We start from the raw sequence: 18,611 nt of genomic DNA, 5'->3' as shown, positions 1-18,611 counted from the left end.
CCTGGGTACCGAGAGCCTCACGGCCCTGCACCCGATGACGATTCCGGGGCGGCTGTGAACTCAACCTGCATCGGACTCTACGCGCCATCATGGGCTCGAACAATCGATCGAGGGGCTTCATATGGCCCTTCTGTCGCGTCGGCCACATGCGTCACACCGCTACCAAGTGGGTAGTAGATACGCGGTACATGGGGGTGCCAGATGGTCGGAATGCCTTGGGGGGCAAGGGTATCGGCGGGGGTGTCAGAGGCGGCCGAGCAGGATTGCCGCGCCGGCGCCCGTGAGTTCCTGGGCGGCTTGTGGGCGGCCGGTCATGGCCAGCAGCAATGCCTCGGCGGTGCCGGTGACTTCGGGGCCGCTGCCGTGTTCCCACTCGATGTCGTTGGCGCGTAGCCGAAGTCCCTTGATCCGCCGGCCGGCCCCGAGCCGCGGGTTGCCGGGGACCGTGGGCAGGATTCGTTGCAGGCGCTGCGCCGGCACAGCCCGGGGGCGGCCGAGTGCACGTCGGATGTCTTGATGATGGACGGTGCCGTCGACCAATCCGATCATGCCGCCGAATCCTGCGGTCAGGCCCTGCGGTCGCAGATGCTGGTTGAGGAACTCGAGCAGTTCATCGGTTGACATGGCCGAGTATTCGGCCACACCGACCTCATTGGTGCGCACGACCCGCCCCTTCGCGAAGCGCTTGAGCAACCCGGGAAGCTTCAGTTCCTCGTAGCTGATGACATGCGCCACAACGTCTTTCACGGTCCAGCCGGTGCACAGTGACTCCGTGCGCCACTCGTCAGGAGTCAATGTGGACAGGAACGCGGCGAGATCGGTTCGCTCGTCACAGGCCAGATCCATGAGCGACGGCTGGTCGGTGCTCATCGCGATGCCTCGTGTGTGACCACGTCGAGGTAGCGCTCAAGGTACAGCGGCCATCCGGCGTCGCCACCGACCCCGTCGGCCACGGAACGCCAGCCCTCGCCGTGGCGCTCGAGGTGCCGGTGCTCCAACTCGACCCGGGTTCGATCGGCACTCTCCGAGATGAACCGGACTTCCACCTCGCTGGTGCGATTCGGGTCGGATTCGATCTGCCACGTAGGTCCGATGTCCCACGAGAAGACGACCCGGGTCGGAGGCTCGTAGGCCAGGACTCGCGCCCACGCGCATCGACTGCCGTCGGTCCCCAGGTCGTAGATGTGGCCGCCGACGCGTGGTTCGAAGACGGTCTGCGCGATCGGTACCGCGAGCAGGTTGTGTTCGCGGGGCTTGATCGCGTCGAACCGGTCGATGAACAATGTGAACGCCCGCTCCAGCGCTGCGTCGACGACGACGCTCTTGCGGATGGGGTCGACTTCTGCGGGTATCACGTCGCCTGTACCTCCTGCTCGACGATGTTCTTGTAGGCGTCCAGTGCCTGGCCCCAGAAGGAGTCCAACTCGGCGCGAAGGGCCGCGACGCCGTCGGGGTTGACGTGGTAGACGCGGCGGGTGCCGGCGGCCCGATCGCCCACCAGCCCAGCACATTTCAGCACCTTCAGGTGCTGTGAGACCGCCGGCCGGCTGATCGGGAGCTCGCTGGCCAGCTCGCCCACCGCCATCGGCCCCGCGGCCAGCCGCCTGACGATGGTCCGCCGGGTGCCATCGGCCAGGGCGGCCCAAGGATCGCTGACTGGGTAAGTCACCACGAACGGTAAGTCTACGCTTACCGATGTCTCCGGTCGAGCCCTCGGGGTACTCAGCTGTGAAAACCCCGGCGGGTGAGGCGGTTTGCCCGAATGTTTGACCCCTGCGTCAGCCGGGTACCTCGCATGCCATGAGACTTGGTGGATTATTCGGAACACTCGTGCTCATCTGGCTGATCATCGGTGTGGTGGCGGCCTGGCAACGCGACTATTTCCATGGTGGATCAACGAATTGCACAACGGCCGGCACCATCGCGCTGACGGTCATCGCCGGGCCGCTCAACTATGCCGGAGTCAACCCGAAGGTGGACGAGTGCCATTTGCCGCAACCCAGCGCGATGTACTCCATCGCTGTCACGAATTGAGGTCGTCATGATTGTGCTCGGAGCGATTCTGCTCATACTCGGCCTGCTCTTCAACGTCTACCTGCTGTGGGTGGTGGGTGTGGTCCTGCTCGTGATCGGTGCCGTGTTCTGGCTGCTCGGAGCGATCGGGCGGCCGGTCGCGGGCCGGAGAAGTTGGTACTGACACACCGGCGGTAATCGACAGCGTCATCAACGACGAGGAGGGTGCCTGATGCCGAATCCGTCGATCAAGGACGAGAAGCTCTACGAAGACCTGCGGGACGAGGGGAACTCGAAGGAGAAATCGGCGCGGATCGCCAACGCCGCTGCCGCCAAGGGGCGTTCGAGTGTGGGCCGCGCCGGCGGTGAGTCCGGTTCCTATGCCGACTGGACGGTCGATCATCTGCGTAAGCGGGCTAAAGAGCTTGGTATCAAAGGGTATTCCGACAAGAACAAGCGCGAACTGATCGGACTGCTCCGCAATCATTGATTGCCGGTGTGCGGTTGGTTTGCCCTGCTCAGCGCGCTTTTTGGGGTCGTCGTCAGAGTGGCTCCAGGCGATCACGATGATTTCCTCGCCAGAGCCGCCCAGGCGATCTACCGTGGAGGCAGCCCATGTAGGCAGGTGGGGCGAGAAATGGCGGAAGGAGCAGCCATGCACGGCCCAAAAGATCCAGTTGACCACGCCAGGACAACGCGGCCGCATGCCGGCGAGTCGATGAAGGACAACGTCATCATGCCCGCGCTGGTACTGATCCTCGTGGGGTTGGTGCTGTTCGTCGGCACCCTGGCGGCGTTCGCCACCGGCCATTCCGATGTCGGCCTGATGGTGGGCACGTTGTCTGCCGCCGGGTTTGTCGTCGGATCGATGTGGCTGGCACTCGAGCACATGCGGGTGCGGCGCATCGAGGAACGGTGGTACACCGACCATCCCGGCGTGATGCGGCAGCGGCCCAGCAGCTGAGCCCCTTGCCGAGCGACCCGGCCGCTATGCGGCCGGGTCCCTGTCTTGCGATGCGGTTGTGCTCAGAAGGTGAGTGCCAGCACCGCGAAATCGATGGCCAGCAGTGCTAATCCGGCCAGGGGCACCAGCACTCCGTACCGCAGCCGCGAGGTGAATATCGATACGGCGATCGTGACCACAGGCACCACCGGTGCGCCGTAGAACAGAATCCCGAACCAGAATTCGCCCGGGCCCTTACTCGCGCACACGTCGCCGGTGCACCCGGCCATGCCCATCACCGCAGCCATGCCGTACAGGAACACTGCGACAGCCGCCGGCACCGTCAACAAGGCCAGCACCCAAGTCATCGAGATCCGGAGTCGGCGACCGCCTTGGCCCTGTGTCTGCACAGTCTGTGATTCGGTCATTGGCTCCGCATACCCAGTTTCATGAACTTCTGCACGGGTATTCGTGCGGCATGGCCAGATTCGGATACACCTTGATGACCGAGCAGAGCGGCCCACGACAGCTTGTCGGCTATGCCGTGTCGGCAGAGCAGGCGGGATTCGATTTCGAAGTGATCAGCGATCACTACAGCCCGTGGCTGGCCAGCCAGGGCCACGCCCCGAACGCATGGCCGGTGCTGGGCGCGGTAGCCCATGCCACGAACGCCGTGCAGCTGTATTCGTACGTGACCTGTCCGACAATCAGGTATCACCCGGCGATCATCGCCCAGCAGGCCACCACCGTGCAGATCCTGGCCGACGGCCGGTTCACCCTCGGCGTCGGCAGCGGGGAGAACCTCAACGAACACGTGGTGGGTCAGGGATGGCCCACCGTCGAGCGTCGCCTCGACATGCTCGCCGAGGCGATCAAGCTGATTCGCGAACTCCTCACCGGAGATCTGATCGATTTCCGGGGCGAGTTCTACGAGGTGGACTCCGCGCGCATCTGGGATGTGCCCGAAGTGCCGGTGACCATCGCCGTCTCGATGACCGGTGAGAAAGCCGTCGAGAAGCTCGCCGTGGCGGCCGATCACCTGATCAACGTCGCGCCCGACCGCGCGATAGTCGGAGATTGGCACGAGCGCCGCCACGCCACCGGCGCGCTGCCCGGGGGACGGGTGATCGGTCAGGTCCCCGTGTGTTGGGATCCCGACCGGGTGGTGGCCGTCGAGCGGGCCCATGACCAGTTCCGCTGGTTCGGCGGTGGCTGGGCGGTCAACGCGGACCTGCCGACCCCGGCGGGGTTCGCCGCCGCAACCCGGTACGTGCGTCCCGAGGATGTCGCCGCGGCCATCCCGTGCGGCCCGGACCTGGACGCGATCGTCGCCGCCGTGGCGCCCTTTCTCGATGCGGGATTCACTGACATCGCGCTGGTCCAGATCGGTGACCAGGGACAGCAGCGCTTCCTCGACGAGGCGGCAAAACCGCTACTGGCTGCGCTGCGCGCCGAACTCGACTGAGGAACCCGTCGGCATCGGATGGCCCCTACGCATCGCCAACGGCACTGCCAGCCACATACCCACGAACGCCATCAGCGCGAGCACCCCGGCGATCACCCCAGCCGGGCGCCCGGCCACGGTGTCGAAGATCAACTCGGTTACCCCGGCCATCGCCACTCCGAGCAGTATCAGCCCCGCGAACGCGCACCGGTGCGCCGCAGAGACCAGCAGGTTCAACCGGTGCCGACGGAACAGGATGCGGTGCATGCCGACCGGGGCGACCAGGAGCGCAGTGGCAGCTGCCGAGCAGGCCACCGTCACCAGATAGACGATCCGCATGGATTGGTCGAGCATCGAAAACCGTTCCTGGAAAGGCAGAGTCAGCAAGAGGCCGGTGAGCAACTGAACACCGGTCTGCACCACGCGCAGTTCCTGCAGCAGACTGCTCCAGTTGCGGTCCAGCCGTTCGGCCTCCGTCTCGTGGCGGGCGGTCTGGTCCCAGGGCTGATGCAGCTCGGGACGGTCCGGATCCATACCCACGATGATCCCACGTTCCGAGGAGGTTTCCCGCGGAGCCGGGATGGGCATACCTGGCGGGATAGGTCCCGGGCGGGGACCGATCGGGGCGCAGGAAAGGAGCCACGGAGCCGTATGGAAACTGGTCGGCGCGTTGAGATTCAGGGCTGGGCGAGCACGCCGAGCAGAGCGATGCCGTGAGGCCGGGAGCCCGCCTGGGATACTCTCGGTCCCGAGATGCCGGGAGGTGAGATGGCCGACGAACAAGGCCAACCCAAGTCCACGGACCGCCCAGAGCGGTCGGTGGAGATTCGGGTCGCTGCCAGACTGGAGAACCTGGCTGTGGTACGTACGCTTGTCGCTGCAGTGGCAGCGTTCGAAGACCTTGATTTCGACGTCGTCGCCGACCTGCGGTTGGCCGTGGACGAGGCCTGCACGGCCTTGATCCGGGCCGCATTGCCGGATTCGAGCCTGCGGTTGAACATCGACCCGAGTGAAGACACCGTGGTGATCACCGCCTCGGCCGCCTGCACCGGCGCCGCGGTGGTTGAGCCCGGCAGCTTCAGCTGGCATGTGCTCAGCTCCCTGACCGACGAGGTCAGCACCTTCATCGACGGTGACGGCCCCGTCGCCGGGCAGGTACACGGCATCGCCCTGACGACGAGGCGAGCGAGCCTGCTGCGGTGACGTCGGAATATGCGGACGTTCGCGACATGTTTCGTGAGCTCAGCGGATTGTCCGAGGAATCGTCGGCCTATGAACGCCAACGTGAGCGGATTGTCGAGCGGTGCCTGCCGCTCGCCGATCACATCGCGCGGCGATTCGACGGCCGCGGTGAGCCGCGCGAGGACCTGGTCCAGGTGGCGCGGGTCGGCCTGGTCAATGCGGTGAATCGGTTCGATGTCGAGGCCGGGTCCGACTTCGTGTCGTTCGCGGTGCCGACGATCATGGGGGAGGTCAGGCGCCACTTCCGGGACAACAGTTGGTCGGTGAAGGTGCCACGGCGGCTCAAGGAGCTGCACCTGCGGCTCGGCGCGGCAACGGCGGAGCTGTCCCAACGGCTGGGCCGTGCTCCGACGGCTTCCGAGCTCGCCGAGGAACTCGACATGGACCGCGAAGAGGTGATCGAAGGCCTGGTGGCGGGCAGCTCGTACAACACCCTCTCGATCGACAGCGGTGGTGGTGGCGATGAGGATGCGCCGGCGATAGTGGACACGCTCGGCGACCTGGACTTTGGCCTGGATCAAATCGACAATCGAGAAACGTTGCGGCCGTTGCTCGCTCAGTTACCTGAGCGGGAACGAACGGTACTACTGCTCCGATTCTTCGAATCCATGACGCAGACGCAGATCGCCGAGCGTGTCGGTGTCTCGCAGATGCACGTATCCCGGCTGCTGGCGAAATCGCTAGCGCGACTTCGTGACCAGCTGCAGTAACGGGGTTTTGCCGTTCAACGTGGACAGGGCTGCGGCCACGCTGTAGCACGTGTGCCAGTCCGAATCGAGGTCGCAGATGCGCAGCAGCCGGTTTACTGCCTTGCTGGGCGCCAACACCCAGTCGATATTGCCTGCAGAGCATCGCGCTTCGATGGCCTTGAGAGCGGAAAGTCCTGCGGTGCCGAAGAACTCGACCTCTGTGAGGTCGATGGCTACCCGCTCGGCCTTACCGATGTGCCGTAATGCGTAATCGGCGAACTCGGCTGCGTTGGTGGCATCGATCTCGCCGTGAGCGCTGATCACCGCCGTTGACGGCGGCAGCCAGCGGGTGGCGAACCTCGCCGGCGAATCGTCGGTCCGGTCGATCAGTGCGTTCGTCGAAAAGACGGTCATTTGATAGCTCCATCAGTCGTAATACGTGTATTCGTACTGTTGGTGCGGCGTCTGTCGACATCGATGCGAGTCCCCGCGCGTATGCCGATGACGCCCGCTGCGGCTGTGAACTCAACCTGTAAAGGACCCTACCGTCATCAAGGTCATCGGACAATTTGTCTGAGTGGATTCTTAGAGTCCCGGGTCAGACTGTTCGCATGTCCAACACCGACGGGGTCGCCGGGGTTTTGCTGGCTGCCGGTGCGGGCAGCCGCTTCGGAATGCCGAAAGTTCTTGCTGAAGAGGGTGTCTGGCTCCGACGGGCAGTGGCCGCACTCGCCGACGGAGGCTGCGACGAGGTGATCGTGGTGTTAGGTGCCGCCGTGGTGGACGTGCCCGCCCCGGCTCGCGCCGTGGTGGCCGCACGCTGGGCCGACGGTATGAGCGCGTCGGTACGCGAAGGGCTGGCAGCAGTCGGCGACGCGGAATGGGTCATCCTGCACGCCGTCGACACACCGGACATCGGCGCCGACGTCGTCGGCCGGGTCTTGCACGCGGCGCGTGGCGCCGGTTCCGGTCTGGCCCGCGCCCGCTATGACGGGCGTCCCGGACACCCCGTCGTCGTGGCCCGCAGGCACCTTGTGGCGCTGTCCGGGGCCCTGGATGGCGACCAGGGGGCCCGGGCGTTTCTAGGCGGCCGCGACGACGTCGTCGCCGTGGAGTGCGGTGACCTAGCCACCGGTCTCGATATCGACGAGCGCTGACCGCTACAGCAGGCCCAGTCGTTCGACCGCGTGGCGCTCCTCCAGAAGTTCGGCCACTGACGCATCGATCCGGGCCCGGGAGAACTCGTTGATCTCCAGGCCTTCGACGATTTCCCACCTGCCGTCGACTGCACGGACCGGCAGTGAGGCGACCACACCCTCGGGCACCCCGTAGACCCCGGGGGAGGGCAGTGCCACCGAGGTCCAGTCAGCGGGGTCGGTGCCGTCCACCCAGTCCCGTACGTGATCGATGGCGGCGTTGGCGGCCGACGCCGCCGACGAGGTGCCACGGGCCTCGATGATCGCGGTACCGCGGGTCGCCACGGCCGGGATGAAATCGTTGGTCAGCCAGTCGGTGTCAGAGGCGTACTCGGCGCCCGGCCGCCCGTCGACCACCGCGTGAAAGATGTCGGGGTACATGCTCGGAGAGTGGTTGCCCCACACGGTCACCCGGGACACGTCGGTGACGTGTACACCCGCGTGCGTGGCCAGGGCCGCGACCGCCCGGTTGTGGTCCAGCCGGGTCAAGGCCGTGAATCGCTCCGACGGGATGTCGGGCGCGTGGGCCGCGGCCACCAACGCGTTCGTGTTGGCCGGGTTGCCGACCACGACGACGCGCACGTCGCCGGCCGCGCCGGAGTTCAGGGCCTTGCCAGACTCGGCGAAGATCGCGGCGTTCGCCGCCAACAGGTCGGCGCGTTCCATGCCCTTACTGCGGGGCCTAGCCCCGACCAGCAGCGCCACGTCCACGCCGTCGAACGCCCGCACCGGATCGTCATGTATCTCAATGTCGACCAGCCCGTCGAAGGCGCTGTCGACCAGCTCCATGACCACGCCTTCGGCCGCCCGGATCGCCGCGGGCAGTTCCAGCAGCCTCAGCTTCACCGGCACGTCGCGTCCCAGCAGTGCGCCGGCCCCGATGCGGAACAGGGCGGCGTAGCCGATCTGGCCGGCCGCGCCGGTGACCGTGACGACTTTCGGGGGCGTGGTCACGTGTGCACCACCAACCCGAGGATTTCCGTGGCGTACCGCCGCACGGTGTCCTCCGAGATGGCGGCGGCGTCCTCGAAGCCGGGACGGCCCCGACTGCTCAGGAATCCGGTGACGGGATCCAGGACCACCTCGGCGAGGAGTTCGCCGGTGGTCGGCTCGCAGACGGCCCAGGTGTACCGCGTGTCATCGGCCCAGCCGTCCACGGCGTCATGCACGTAGTCCAGGTCCGACTCGCCCAGATCGGCGAGTGCGTGCCGGTCGTCGACGCGGTCATCGGCGCGCAGCCCGCGCAGATACCACTGGCCGTTGTTGATCTCTACGGGTTCCACATGCCCAGCGTTCCACAGACGGTCCCCGGAAACGCCGCGAGGCTGTAGTCACCCGCATTGCGGTGACTACAGCCTCGACGAAAAAGACCGAAACTACTTGATCTCGGCGATCACGGTGCCCTGGGTGATGGCGGCACCGGCCTCGACGGCCAACCCCGTGATGACGCCGTCCTTGTGGGCGGTCACCGGGTTCTCCATCTTCATGGCCTCCAGAACCACGACGAGGTCGCCTGCGGCCACCTCCTGGCCCTCCTCGACGGCCACCTTGACCACGGTGCCCTGCATCGGCGCGGTCACCGAGTCGCCCGATGCCGCCGCACCGCCGCTGGCGCCGCGCTTGCGGGCCTTGGGCTTCTTGCGAATCGCGCCGGAGGCAGCACCACCGCCGCCGCCGAGCGCCAGGTCACCGGGCAGCGACACCTCGAGGCGACGCCCACCGACCTCGACGACCACGGTCTGGCGAGGGATGGTGTCCTCTTCTTCGATCGGGTCGCCACCGGTGAACGGCTCGACCGTGTTGTCCCACTCGGTCTCGATCCAGCGGGTGTGCACGGTGAAACCGTCCTCGTCGCCGATGAAGGCGGGGTCGGACACCACGGCACGGTGGAACGGGATGACGGTGGCCAGTCCCTCGACGTTGAACTCGGCAAGGGCGCGACGGGACCGATCCAGCGCCTCGTCACGGGTGGCACCGGTGACGATCAGCTTGGCCAGCATCGAGTCGAACTGACCGCCGATGACCGAACCGGTCTCCACACCCGAGTCCATGCGGACGCCGGGGCCCGTGGGGGCCTCGAACTTGGTGACGGGCCCGGGGGCGGGCAGGAAGCCGCGACCGGCGTCCTCACCGTTGATGCGGAACTCGAACGAGTGGCCGCGCGGCGTCGGATCCTCGGTGATGTCCAGGGCCTCGCCGTTGGCGATCTTGAACTGCTGACGCACCAGGTCGATGCCCGAGGTTTCCTCGGTGACCGGGTGTTCGACCTGCAGACGGGTGTTGACCTCCAGGAAGGAGATCAGGCCGTCCTGACCGACCAGGTACTCGACGGTGCCGGCGCCGTAGTACCCGGCTTCCTTGCAGATGCGCTTGGCGGACTCGTGGATCTCCTTGCGCTGCGCGTCGGTCAGGAACGGCGCCGGGGCCTCCTCGACCAGCTTCTGGAAGCGGCGCTGCAGCGAGCAGTCGCGGGTGCCCGCGACGACGACGTTGCCGTGCGTATCGGCGATCACCTGGGCCTCGACGTGGCGCGGCTTGTCCAGGTAGCGCTCGACGAAGCACTCGCCGCGACCGAAAGCGGCAACGGCCTCACGGGTCGCCGACTCGAACAGTTCGGGGATCTCTTCGATGGTGCGGGCCACCTTCATGCCGCGACCGCCACCGCCGAAGGCGGCCTTGATCGCGACCGGCACGCCGAACTCCTCGGCGAACGCGACGACCTCGTCCGCGTCCTTCACCGGGTCCGGGGTGCCCGGAACCAGCGGCGCCTGGGCACGCGCGGCGATGTGGCGCGCGGTGACCTTGTCACCCAGGTCGCGAATCGACTGCGGGCTCGGCCCGATCCAGATCAGCCCGGCATCGAGCACGGCCTGGGCGAAGTCGGCGTTCTCCGACAGGAAGCCGTAACCCGGGTGGATGGCGTTGGCGCCGGACTTGGCGGCAGCGTCCAGGATCTTCTCGAAGACCAGGTAGGACTCGGCTGAGGTCTGTCCCCCCAGGGCGAAAGCTTCATCGGCAAGCCGTACGTGCGGAGCGTCGGCGTCCGGCTCGGCGTAAACGGCCACGCTGGCAAGCCCGGCGTCTTTGGCGGCGCGGATCACCCGGACCGCGATCTCCCCGCGATTGGCGACCAGCACCTTGGAGATCTTTGAGCTGGCGTGGTTGGCCACGGTGCCTCCTCGGCAGTGTTCTCTAAGAAACGTCTTTAAGAATCTATCGCGGGCAGTTTATGCGCCGCACCTTGGCGCTTGCCAAACCGGTATCGGTTACCGGTGAGTAGGTTTCGGGCTGAATCTGTCGACGAACCCATCAGTCCTGTTGACGAGCGGAATTCGTGCGGCGGCCCGCAATCCGACGCTATTACTGTTGGCCCGTGGGTGCGGGGATATTTCTGATTATCGTGGGCGTGTTGGTGGGTGGCGTGATGGCCGCGGCGCCGAGGAGGATCTGGTGGGCCACCCAGTCCTGGAAATTTCGCCATCCGGAGGCCAACGAGCCGAGCGACACGGCTTACGGAATGACCCAGGCCGGTGGTGCCCTGTTCAGGCCGCATCCGGCGGCATCCACAAGGGTGCGCAATTCCTGGAGGTGTCGTCTCTCGTCCCGAAGGGCGTCCAGGTCGACGACGGGATTTCGTCGAGCCGCCCGTCTGGGGGCTGTCAGGTGGTTCCCGTGGTGTCCGGCCTGGGCACTCCCACTGTGACGGTCAACGTGAGGCTGCGTTGGTCCGACGCCGGTGGGCACCCCGACAAGGACAAGGCGGAGTGTCGGATCGGAGGCCCGGGGGGTGCGAGTGAAGACCAGTCGATGGGTGAAATCGCCCATAGCACAATGATTCTCACCGATGGCCCCGTCTCGGACGGGGCTGGTGCCGAGGTTTCCGGCGCTGCGCCGGGGAATCGGGTACCGCGGAGCTGACCTGTTCTACCGCTCAGGCGGCGCGCAGGCGCCGCTTGATCCGCGTCAGCATCGCCGACATACCCCGCAGCCGCAGCGGGCTGATCAACGCGGCCAGGCCCAGCGCAGTGTAGAAGTCATCGGGCACCGCCAAGATGTCCTCGGCCGACTGGCCGTCCAGGCCGGTCGCCAAGATGGCGGCGAAGCCCCGCGTCGTCGGCGCCTCCGGGGGAGCGCTGAAGAACAGCCGCACCTTGCCCCGATCGGACGCGTCGACGTTCAGAAAGAGCGGGGACTGGCACTCCGGCACGGGCTCCATTGCCGACTCCTCGAGATGTGCCGGCAATGGTGGCAACTCGTTGGCGAACTCCAACAGCAGTTGCAGCTTGTCCTGGCCGGCCACCTCCTGGAAGTCGGAGACGACCTCAGCCAGGGCAACCGGCATCGTCACGGTGCGGAGCCCGGGTCCGGACCGACGGCGACGGGGACCCGCACGGCGTTGCCCCACTCGGTCCACGAGCCGTCGTAGTTGCGCACACCGGCCAGTCCGAGGAGGTGCGTCAGCACGAACCAGGTGTGGCTAGAGCGCTCGCCGATGCGGCAGTACACCACCGTCTTGTCGTCATCGGTGAGGAAGCCGTAGAGGTCCTCGAGCTCGGCGCGGCTGCGGAACTGGCCGCTGTCCCTGGCTGCCTTGGCCCACGGGATCGACTTCGCGGTGGGGATGTGCCCGCCGCGCAGCGCGCCCTCTTCCGGGTAGTCGGGCATGTGGGTGCGCTCGCCGGTGTACTCCTGCGGCGAGCGAACGTCGATCAACGGCTGCTTGCCGAGAATGTCCAGCACGTCGTTGCGGTAGGCGCGGATCGGGGCGTCGTTGCGCTCCACGACCGGATAGCCGCTGGACTGCCTGGTGGGCACCTCAAGGGTGGTGTCGCGGCCGTGGGAGACCCACAGGTCGCGGCCGCCGTCGAGCAGGCGGACGTCGGGGTGACCGAACAGGGTGAACACCCACAACGCGTAGGCCGCCCACCAGTTGCTCTTGTCTCCGTAGATGACGACGGTGTCGTCGCGGCTGATGCCCTTGCGGTCCATCAACTCGGCGAACTGCTCACCGTCGATGTAGTCACGCACGTGGGGATCGTTGAGGTCGAGATGCCAGTCGATCTTGACGGCACCCGGGATGTGGCCGGTGTCGTAGAGCAGGACATCCTCGTCGGACTCGACGATGGCCAAACCGGGCCGGCCAAGATTGCTGGCCAGCCAGTCGGCAGTGACCAGGCGCTCCGGATGGGCGTACTCGGCGAGAGTGGGGCTGGGATCAGCAGGCAACGGCACACCATGAGCGTACCGTCGGGCCGGGTATCCGCGGCGTGGCAGTGCCCACGACCGGCGCAGATTGCCGTATTGGAGGCCCATTCTGCGGCCTTAGGCTGCTGCTGTGGGAGTTGCCATCCTGTGCCTGGTCATCGGCATACCGCTCGGACTGTTCATGTTGCTGCGGCCCAGGAAGATCTGGTGGGCGACCGAGTCGTGGAAGTTCAAGAACCCCGAAGCCAACGAACCCAGCGAGGCGGCCTACGGCATGCAGGCCCTCGGCGGCCTGTTTGTCATCGTCGCGGCGGTGATTCTCGCCGGGCTGGCCTGGTCGACGGAGCGCGACAAGACGGCGGCCGAAGCCGAGCAGAAGAAGAAAGACGACTGGAACGCTGCGGTTGCGGCATACAAGCCGCCGAAGCCCGAGGACCGCGGTGCGCTTCCGATCATCGGCTACGTGGAGAAACCTCGGGCATCGTCACCCCGGGTCGACTACGAGGTGTACTACCTGCAACCGCCGAACGTGTACCCATCCGACTTCAAGCAGTTCACGTACACCCACAAGGGTCGCTACCAGTGCGTCACCCGCGTCGGCGGATATGCGCCTAAAGATGTGAACCCGGTTCCCGTGCATGCCAAGCTGAGCTGGGAACCCGATGTGCCGCAGGTCGACAGCGCCGCGTCCGATGCGTGCACCACCCGCGATATCGCGAAGTCGAACGAGATCAAATCGGAAACCGTCTATGTCGATCCCGGGGCGGGACTGGTCACCGACTCGCCCATCGTCGACGCGCACGGGACGGTTCTCGTGCCCGCCAAGCCCGGCAACGAGGTGCCGAAACTCGACGCACCGCCCAGGCGCTGAGCTACGCGGTGAACGCCACCTCGTAGGCCACGGCGTAGCGGCGGGCGCCGTTGTTGGCGCGGAACAGGGAGCCGCCGTTCTGGGACCAGGTCACCACGCGGAGCAGTCGCTTGCCCGGCGACAGCCGCTTGGTGATGATGTCGGCGAATGCAGCGCGCAGCCGCTCCAGATCGCATGTTTCGAAGTCGCGCGCCACGCGGACATCCCACATTGTTTCTTCGACTGGCATCGGCCCAGTGTCAACCCGTGGTTGAGACTATTCGGGACGTCGGCGCGGCGTGCCGCCAATAAGAAGGTTGCAATTTGGTCACTGCGGGTCAGGGGGATTCAGCGCGGTGGTGCTGCCATCGCGTCGCCAATCCCGAGACGATCACCAGTCGCAGTGTGAAAGGCGTTGTGGGAATGACCGTTTCGGATGCTATGGCGGTGCCCGCAGTCCAGTGAGCTGATCGAAGCGGTACCAGACGAGCGCGTCGCCGACCTGGAAAACCCCGTTGTAACCGACGAACTGACGCCAGAGGACCCGGCAGGTTTCCATATCGGTGGCCACCAGACTGAAGCCGTTGGGGCTGTCCGTGGTCGTCAGGACAATCGATGCCTTGCCTGCGACGTAATCGCCGAGGTCCACGCTGCAGGTCTGACCGCTCGCCCCGGTGGTCAGATCCCAACGCTGCCAGCGGTGGTCGTTCGGCTTCTCCGAGATCGGCACGTAAAGCTGCGAACCCACGTTGAGGAAGGACGGACTGTCGCGCGTGGCCGGGATCGTCGCGACTTCTCGTCCGTCCGGCTGGAAAGCCCGGAAGACGTCCCGGTCCATCGCGATCAGCACAGAATCGATGGCGTAGATGCCGTAGCCCGTGAGTTCTCGACGGGCCAGCAGCCGACCGGTGTTGTCGTAGAACAGCACCCCGGCCGTTGCGCCGGCCTCGAACTGGTAGGCGAAGCCGGCCGGGTAGGTCACCGCGCGCTTGAGGGCGGTGCCCGGGGGCGGTGCCGGAGTGAGTTCGTGACCGTCGGAGGCCGAGAACACGCGGTATGCCGGAACTTTGGTACTCGCCAGCTGTACCGCCAGCGTCGCGGAGGTGCCGGTAGATTGCGGCTTGTTCGGTTCGGCTCCGTCGCCGGGCACGAACCACGTCAACTCGGCGTGCTCCCCGATACCGTGCAGTCCCTCACCGGGAGTGCTCGCGGCAAGCCAGGTGGGGTGGCCGCCGACACCGGCCGTCGCCACCACACTGTGGAAGTCGCCATCGAATCCGGCATCGCCGGTGTAGCTGACCTCACCCCGGTCGAGATCGACCATCGTCACTTTGGTCTTGCCGTCACGACCTTGCCCGTACGGCAGGCACAGGGCCGTCGACGGACCGTTGCGCATGCAGGTCCCAAATCTGCTGCCGGGAAAATCCGGCAACTCCACCGGCGTGAAAAGCGCTTTGCCCGAGTGGGTATCGATCCCGAACAACCAGGTTTTCGCGGCGCAGTTCTCGGAACAGTCGGCGAGGAAGTACGCGAAATATCCACGGGTGGCGAACGGGTGGCCGCCGATCGAGGTGCCGCCGGGCAGGCCCAATGACGAGGCGGTGACCTGCCAACCGGGAACCAGCGCGCGATCGAGCGGAAAAGCCACGAGTTGACCCGGCTCGTCATCGGGTGCGGACCGTGAAACCTTCGGTGTGCCCGCGGTTTCGCGCATCTTCGGTACGGCAACACCGGCTGCGACCGCCACGACCACCACGGCCACGAACGCGCCGATGGCCAGCCACCTGCCCCGTCGGGACATCAGAACGTCCAGCTTCCGGCCGGGGTCAACATGAACCCACGGTTGACGATGGGATCGATACATGCGGTGACATTGCCCTGCGCGACCGCGCACGTGATGTTCGACGACGTCAGTTTCTGGCCCGGCTTGAGCACGGTGGAGGGCTGGGGGGCATCGGCCTTGGGGCAACTGCCGCCGCTCGCATAGCTGTGGAGAAATCCGTACGTGTCGGCTCCGCCCAACCAGTCCCCCCGGAATCGCACCTCGGTGCACCCTGGTTCGTCGCGGTCGACAACGTACGGCGGAACACCGGGGACATTGCCGATGCAGTTGATCTCCCGGTGTTCGGCAACATTGCTCGACTGCTGCCAGTTGCAATGCACCCCGTCAGGAGTGCCGAACGACACCAACGTGCCCTTGCCGCCCCGGCCGTAGTCATAGCTGTGGGTGAACGGCCCCGGGTCGACTTCGTCGAACGTGTCGAGGTCGGGAAACCCGGGCGGGTAGGCATGGGCCGCGGGAAGGCCCACCGCAACAGCCACACCGACAATCGCGGCGACCCATCCCAGTCGCCCGGTCCCCACCCACACCGGCACAACTGCCATCGTAAGTGGGTGATCCGTCAGGCCGGCGCGGAACTTTTCCAGAGCTTGGCGATCGACACCCCGGCCGCGGCGAGCATCCGACGCAGCAGCGGCAGGCTCAGCCCGATCACATTGGACGGGTCTCCCTCGATGCCGTCGACGAACCAGCCGCCGAGCCCGTCGAGCGTGAATCCGCCTGCGACGGCGAGGGGTTCGCCGCTGCGCAGGTAGGCTTCCAGATCCGTTTCGGTTGGTGAGCCGAAATGTACTGCGGTGACACCGGTTTCAACGATCCGGTGGGTGACCGATCCGTCACGGACCACGAGCACGGCATGACCGGAATACAGCTGGGCCGTCCGGCCCGACATGGCCTGCCATTGCCGCCGTGCGGTATCGACGTCTCCGGGCTTACCGCACAACCGTCCGTCGAGAAACAGCATCGAGTCACAACCGATCACGACGCAGTCCGCGGCGATGGCGGCGGGAACATGGGTGAGCACTTCGTCGGCTTTGGCCGCGGCCAGTCCGCTCACCACGCGCTCGGGTGGGGCATCGGCCAATGATGCGATGACGGCATCCTCGTCGACCCCTGACACCACGACCAATGGATCGAGGCCGGCCTGGCGTAGAACGCCAAGCCGGCCTGTCGATGCCGAACCCAGGACGACCCGGGTCATCTAGCGGCTCACTAGCGCCGCAAGTGGGTGCGCTCCAGCAGCGTCACCCGCTGCCAGCTGAAGATCGAATAGCGCAGCTTGTCCACCGGATGGCCCCAGAGGTTGCGGTCGCGAACCTCAGGTTCGGCAGTGCCGCCACCGGCAGTGCCGAGGATGGCCATCAGTGCGGCCATCTCCGCATCGGTGGGCTGACCGCGCAGCACCTTGATGTGTGCCTCGTGGTCGGCCTTGACGCCTTCGGTGGCGGTCTCGTCAGCCACAGTCGCCTCGCTCACAGGAGCTGAATCGTTCGCCCCGCTCACAGTGGAATGTTCCCGTGCTTCTTCGGCGGCATCTGAATGATCTTGCGCTCCAACAGCCGCAGCGCGTTGGCCACGTAGCCGCGGGTGTGCGACGGCGGGATGACCGCGTCGACGTAGCCGCGCTCAGCCGCGATGTAGGGGTTGACCAGAGTGTCCTCGTAGGTCTGCTGCAGCTCCAGGCGCAGCGCATCGACGTCTTCGCCGTTCTTGGCGGCATCCTTGAGCTGCGAACGGTAGACGAAGCCCACCGCGCCCGAGGCGCCCATCACGGCGATCTGGGCCGTCGGCCAGGCCACCACCACGTCGGCGCCCATGTCCTTGGAACCCATCACGCAGTACGCGCCGCCGTAGGACTTGCGGGTGATGACGGTGACCTTGGCGACCGTGGCCTCACCGTAGGCGTAGAGCAGCTTGGCGCCGCGGCGGATGATGCCGTTGTACTCCTGATCGGTGCCGGGCAGGAAGCCGGGCACGTCGACCAGCAGGACGATCGGGATGTTGAAGCAGTCGCAGGTCCGGATGAACCGGGCGGCCTTCTCCGAGGCGTTGATGTCGAGGCAGCCGGCGAACTGGGTCGGCTGGTTGGCCACGATGCCCACCGGGCGGCCGTCGACCCGGCCGAAGCCGATCAGGATGTTGCCGGCGTACCCGGCCTGCACCTCGAGGAACTCGTCGTCATCGAGGAGGCGGGTGATGACCTCGTGCATGTCGTACGGCTGATTCGGCGAATCCGGGATCAGCGTGTCGAGCTCGATGTCCTCGTCGGTCAGGGTCTCCTCGATCGAGCCCTGCGCCGGGGCCACCGGGTAGTGCGGCGGCTCGGCGTAGTTGTTCGGGGGCAGGAAGCTCAGCAGGTCGCGGACGTACTCGAAGGCGTCCTGCTCGCCGGAGGCGACATAGTGCGCGGTGCCGGACTTGGCCATGTGGGTGTGGGCGCCGCCCAGCTCCTCCATGGTGACGTCCTCGCCGGTGACGGTCTTGATGACGTCGGGGCCGGTGATGAACATCTGGCTGGTCTGGTCGACCATGATGACGAAGTCGGTCAGCGCGGGGGAGTAGACGTGGCCACCGGCCGCGGCGCCCATGATCAGCGAGATCTGCGGGATCACGCCGGACGCCTTGATGTTGTTGTGGAAGATCCGGCTGTACAGGCCGAGGGAGACCACACCCTCCTGGATGCGGGCGCCGGCGCCGTCGTTGATGCCGATCAGCGGGCGGCCGGTCTTGATGGCCAGCTCTTGGACCTTGACGATCTTCTCGCCGTAGACCTCGCCGAGGCTGCCGCCGAACACCGTGGCGTCCTGGCTGAAGATGCAGACGTCGCGCCCGTCGATGGTGCCGTAGCCGGTGATCACGCCGTCGCCCAGCGGGCGGTTGTTCTCCAGGCCGAAGTTGGTGCTGCGGTGCTTGGCCAGCGCGTCGAGTTCGACGAACGACCCCTCGTCGAGCAGGGCAAGGATGCGCTCGCGGGCGGTCAGCTTGCCCTTGGCGTGCACCTTTTCCACGGCGGCCTCGCCGACGGGATGCAGCGTCTCCTCGGCCCGCCTCTTGAGATCAGCCAGCTTGCCTGCAGTGGTGTGGATGTCCACCTGGTGCTCGGCGGACGGCTCGGTAACGCTCGTCATGAGTCACGATGCTATCGGTAACCATAAGACTGGTCTAAGAGAGGTGGACGTGGCGCGCGTC

The 18,611-nt window shown here is 66.3% G+C and carries 27 protein-coding genes; 10 read left to right on the top strand and 17 right to left on the bottom strand.

Features of this window, described 5'->3' with window-relative positions; all coding sequences use genetic code 11:
- Window positions 1-243: 243 nt before the first annotated feature.
- Genes AB0I14_RS10740 through AB0I14_RS10730 form a run of 3 tightly spaced genes read right to left on the bottom strand, consistent with a single transcriptional unit; the run spans window position 244 to window position 1,672 of the window.
- Window positions 244-870: a maleylpyruvate isomerase family mycothiol-dependent enzyme gene (locus AB0I14_RS10740; protein ID WP_358020042.1), complete on the bottom strand. Its 627-nt coding sequence runs from the start codon at window positions 868-870 to the stop codon at window positions 244-246.
- On the bottom strand, window positions 867-1,355 hold the full coding sequence (locus AB0I14_RS10735; RefSeq protein WP_358020039.1) for an SRPBCC family protein: 489 nt from the start codon (window positions 1,353-1,355) through the stop codon (window positions 867-869). Before AB0I14_RS10735 ends, AB0I14_RS10740 begins: the two co-directional genes overlap by 4 nt.
- Window positions 1,352-1,672 (bottom strand): metalloregulator ArsR/SmtB family transcription factor, encoded by a 321-nt coding sequence (locus AB0I14_RS10730; RefSeq protein WP_358020036.1) that lies wholly within the window; start codon window positions 1,670-1,672, stop codon window positions 1,352-1,354. The genes AB0I14_RS10735 and AB0I14_RS10730 overlap by 4 nt, the downstream gene beginning before the upstream one ends.
- 128 nt (window positions 1,673-1,800) lie before the next feature.
- Here AB0I14_RS10730 and AB0I14_RS10725 point away from each other — a divergent pair, with 128 nt between their 5' ends.
- The 4 genes from AB0I14_RS10725 (at window position 1,801) to usfY (ending at window position 2,977) form a co-directional block, all read left to right on the top strand.
- Window positions 1,801-2,034 (top strand): hypothetical protein, encoded by a 234-nt coding sequence (locus AB0I14_RS10725; protein ID WP_358020033.1) that lies wholly within the window; start codon window positions 1,801-1,803, stop codon window positions 2,032-2,034.
- A gap of 7 nt (window positions 2,035-2,041) precedes the next feature.
- Window positions 2,042-2,197 (top strand): DUF6131 family protein, encoded by a 156-nt coding sequence (locus AB0I14_RS10720; RefSeq protein WP_358020030.1) that lies wholly within the window; start codon window positions 2,042-2,044, stop codon window positions 2,195-2,197.
- A 48-nt stretch (window positions 2,198-2,245) separates the two neighbouring features.
- Window positions 2,246-2,503 (top strand): Rho termination factor, encoded by a 258-nt coding sequence (locus AB0I14_RS10715; protein ID WP_358020027.1) that lies wholly within the window; start codon window positions 2,246-2,248, stop codon window positions 2,501-2,503.
- A 165-nt stretch (window positions 2,504-2,668) separates the two neighbouring features.
- A complete protein-coding gene (gene usfY, locus AB0I14_RS10710) occupies window positions 2,669-2,977 on the top strand; it encodes a protein UsfY (protein ID WP_358020025.1) in 309 nt (102 codons plus the stop codon).
- Window positions 2,978-3,039: 62 nt separating this feature from the next.
- On the opposite strand, the gene AB0I14_RS10705 is transcribed toward usfY, so the two are convergent.
- Complete coding sequence (locus tag AB0I14_RS10705; protein ID WP_358020022.1) at window positions 3,040-3,384, bottom strand: hypothetical protein; 345 nt, start codon at window positions 3,382-3,384, stop codon at window positions 3,040-3,042.
- A gap of 50 nt (window positions 3,385-3,434) precedes the next feature.
- Between AB0I14_RS10705 and AB0I14_RS10700 the strand changes: the two genes are divergently transcribed.
- Window positions 3,435-4,421 (top strand): LLM class F420-dependent oxidoreductase, encoded by a 987-nt coding sequence (locus AB0I14_RS10700; protein WP_358020019.1) that lies wholly within the window; start codon window positions 3,435-3,437, stop codon window positions 4,419-4,421.
- On the opposite strand, the gene AB0I14_RS10695 is transcribed toward AB0I14_RS10700, so the two are convergent.
- Window positions 4,389-4,934, bottom strand: coding sequence for a DUF6328 family protein (locus tag AB0I14_RS10695; RefSeq protein WP_358021232.1), 546 nt, complete (start codon window positions 4,932-4,934; stop codon window positions 4,389-4,391). The genes AB0I14_RS10700 and AB0I14_RS10695 overlap by 33 nt on opposite strands.
- A 234-nt stretch (window positions 4,935-5,168) precedes the next feature.
- Here AB0I14_RS10695 and AB0I14_RS10690 point away from each other — a divergent pair, with 234 nt between their 5' ends.
- Window positions 5,169-5,603 (top strand): ATP-binding protein, encoded by a 435-nt coding sequence (locus AB0I14_RS10690; protein ID WP_358020016.1) that lies wholly within the window; start codon window positions 5,169-5,171, stop codon window positions 5,601-5,603.
- Between the two features lie 26 nt (window positions 5,604-5,629).
- Window positions 5,630-6,352 carry an RNA polymerase sigma factor SigF gene (locus AB0I14_RS10685; protein WP_358021230.1) on the top strand — a complete coding sequence of 241 codons (723 nt, stop codon included), beginning with the start codon at window positions 5,630-5,632 and terminating at the stop codon, window positions 6,350-6,352.
- On the opposite strand, the gene AB0I14_RS10680 is transcribed toward AB0I14_RS10685, so the two are convergent.
- Window positions 6,323-6,745 (bottom strand): STAS domain-containing protein, encoded by a 423-nt coding sequence (locus AB0I14_RS10680; RefSeq protein ID WP_358020013.1) that lies wholly within the window; start codon window positions 6,743-6,745, stop codon window positions 6,323-6,325. The two genes, AB0I14_RS10685 and AB0I14_RS10680, sit on opposite strands and share 30 nt — an antisense overlap.
- A gap of 197 nt (window positions 6,746-6,942) precedes the next feature.
- On the opposite strand from AB0I14_RS10680, the gene AB0I14_RS10675 reads away from it, so the two are divergent.
- Entirely contained in the window at window positions 6,943-7,488 is a 546-nt protein-coding gene (locus AB0I14_RS10675; protein WP_358020010.1) for an NTP transferase domain-containing protein, read from the top strand.
- A 3-nt stretch (window positions 7,489-7,491) separates the two neighbouring features.
- Here AB0I14_RS10675 and AB0I14_RS10670 read toward each other — a convergent pair whose 3' ends face one another.
- The 3 genes from AB0I14_RS10670 to AB0I14_RS10660 all read right to left on the bottom strand — a co-directional run bounded on the left by AB0I14_RS10670 (window position 7,492) and on the right by AB0I14_RS10660 (window position 10,697).
- Complete coding sequence (locus AB0I14_RS10670; RefSeq protein WP_358020007.1) at window positions 7,492-8,481, bottom strand: malate dehydrogenase; 990 nt, start codon at window positions 8,479-8,481, stop codon at window positions 7,492-7,494.
- Window positions 8,478-8,810 (bottom strand): hypothetical protein, encoded by a 333-nt coding sequence (locus tag AB0I14_RS10665; protein WP_358020004.1) that lies wholly within the window; start codon window positions 8,808-8,810, stop codon window positions 8,478-8,480. Before AB0I14_RS10665 ends, AB0I14_RS10670 begins: the two co-directional genes overlap by 4 nt.
- Window positions 8,811-8,903: 93 nt before the next feature.
- On the bottom strand, window positions 8,904-10,697 hold the full coding sequence (locus AB0I14_RS10660; RefSeq protein ID WP_358020001.1) for an acetyl/propionyl/methylcrotonyl-CoA carboxylase subunit alpha: 1,794 nt from the start codon (window positions 10,695-10,697) through the stop codon (window positions 8,904-8,906).
- A 164-nt stretch (window positions 10,698-10,861) separates the two neighbouring features.
- Between AB0I14_RS10660 and AB0I14_RS10655 the strand changes: the two genes are divergently transcribed.
- Window positions 10,862-11,230 carry a DUF6199 family natural product biosynthesis protein gene (locus AB0I14_RS10655; RefSeq protein WP_358019998.1) on the top strand — a complete coding sequence of 123 codons (369 nt, stop codon included), beginning with the start codon at window positions 10,862-10,864 and terminating at the stop codon, window positions 11,228-11,230.
- A 228-nt stretch (window positions 11,231-11,458) separates the two neighbouring features.
- Here AB0I14_RS10655 and AB0I14_RS10650 read toward each other — a convergent pair whose 3' ends face one another.
- Window positions 11,459-11,869, bottom strand: coding sequence for a SufE family protein (locus AB0I14_RS10650; protein ID WP_358021227.1), 411 nt, complete (start codon window positions 11,867-11,869; stop codon window positions 11,459-11,461).
- 2 nt (window positions 11,870-11,871) lie between these two features.
- Window positions 11,872-12,759: a sulfurtransferase gene (locus AB0I14_RS10645; RefSeq protein WP_358019995.1), complete on the bottom strand. Its 888-nt coding sequence runs from the start codon at window positions 12,757-12,759 to the stop codon at window positions 11,872-11,874.
- A gap of 103 nt (window positions 12,760-12,862) precedes the next feature.
- Here AB0I14_RS10645 and AB0I14_RS10640 point away from each other — a divergent pair, with 103 nt between their 5' ends.
- The gene (locus AB0I14_RS10640; protein ID WP_358019992.1) at window positions 12,863-13,603 is read left to right on the top strand and encodes a DUF6199 family natural product biosynthesis protein; all 741 of its coding nucleotides are present in this window, start codon (window positions 12,863-12,865) and stop codon (window positions 13,601-13,603) included.
- Between the two features lies 1 nt (window position 13,604).
- On the opposite strand, the gene AB0I14_RS10635 is transcribed toward AB0I14_RS10640, so the two are convergent.
- From AB0I14_RS10635 to AB0I14_RS10610, 6 genes are all read right to left on the bottom strand, one after another.
- Complete coding sequence (locus AB0I14_RS10635; RefSeq protein WP_231965657.1) at window positions 13,605-13,832, bottom strand: hypothetical protein; 228 nt, start codon at window positions 13,830-13,832, stop codon at window positions 13,605-13,607.
- Window positions 13,833-14,021: 189 nt separating this feature from the next.
- Window positions 14,022-15,383, bottom strand: a complete 1,362-nt coding sequence (locus AB0I14_RS10630) for a hypothetical protein (protein ID WP_358019989.1) — start codon at window positions 15,381-15,383, stop codon at window positions 14,022-14,024.
- Window positions 15,383-15,967, bottom strand: coding sequence for a hypothetical protein (locus tag AB0I14_RS10625; RefSeq protein ID WP_358019986.1), 585 nt, complete (start codon window positions 15,965-15,967; stop codon window positions 15,383-15,385). The genes AB0I14_RS10630 and AB0I14_RS10625 overlap by 1 nt, the downstream gene beginning before the upstream one ends.
- Window positions 15,968-15,984: 17 nt before the next feature.
- Complete coding sequence (locus AB0I14_RS10620) at window positions 15,985-16,623, bottom strand: nucleoside triphosphate pyrophosphatase (RefSeq protein WP_358019983.1); 639 nt, start codon at window positions 16,621-16,623, stop codon at window positions 15,985-15,987.
- Between the two features lie 11 nt (window positions 16,624-16,634).
- Window positions 16,635-16,883 (bottom strand): acyl-CoA carboxylase subunit epsilon, encoded by a 249-nt coding sequence (locus AB0I14_RS10615; protein WP_358019980.1) that lies wholly within the window; start codon window positions 16,881-16,883, stop codon window positions 16,635-16,637.
- A 38-nt stretch (window positions 16,884-16,921) separates the two neighbouring features.
- The gene (locus AB0I14_RS10610) at window positions 16,922-18,550 is read right to left on the bottom strand and encodes an acyl-CoA carboxylase subunit beta (RefSeq protein WP_358019977.1); all 1,629 of its coding nucleotides are present in this window, start codon (window positions 18,548-18,550) and stop codon (window positions 16,922-16,924) included.
- Window positions 18,551-18,611: the final 61 nt, after the last annotated feature.

It is taken from the genome of Mycobacterium sp. NPDC050441 (assembly GCF_040655355.1).
Taxonomy (GTDB): Bacteria; Actinomycetota; Actinomycetes; order Mycobacteriales; family Mycobacteriaceae; genus Mycobacterium.
This window is presented reverse-complemented; position numbering and strand designations above follow the sequence as displayed.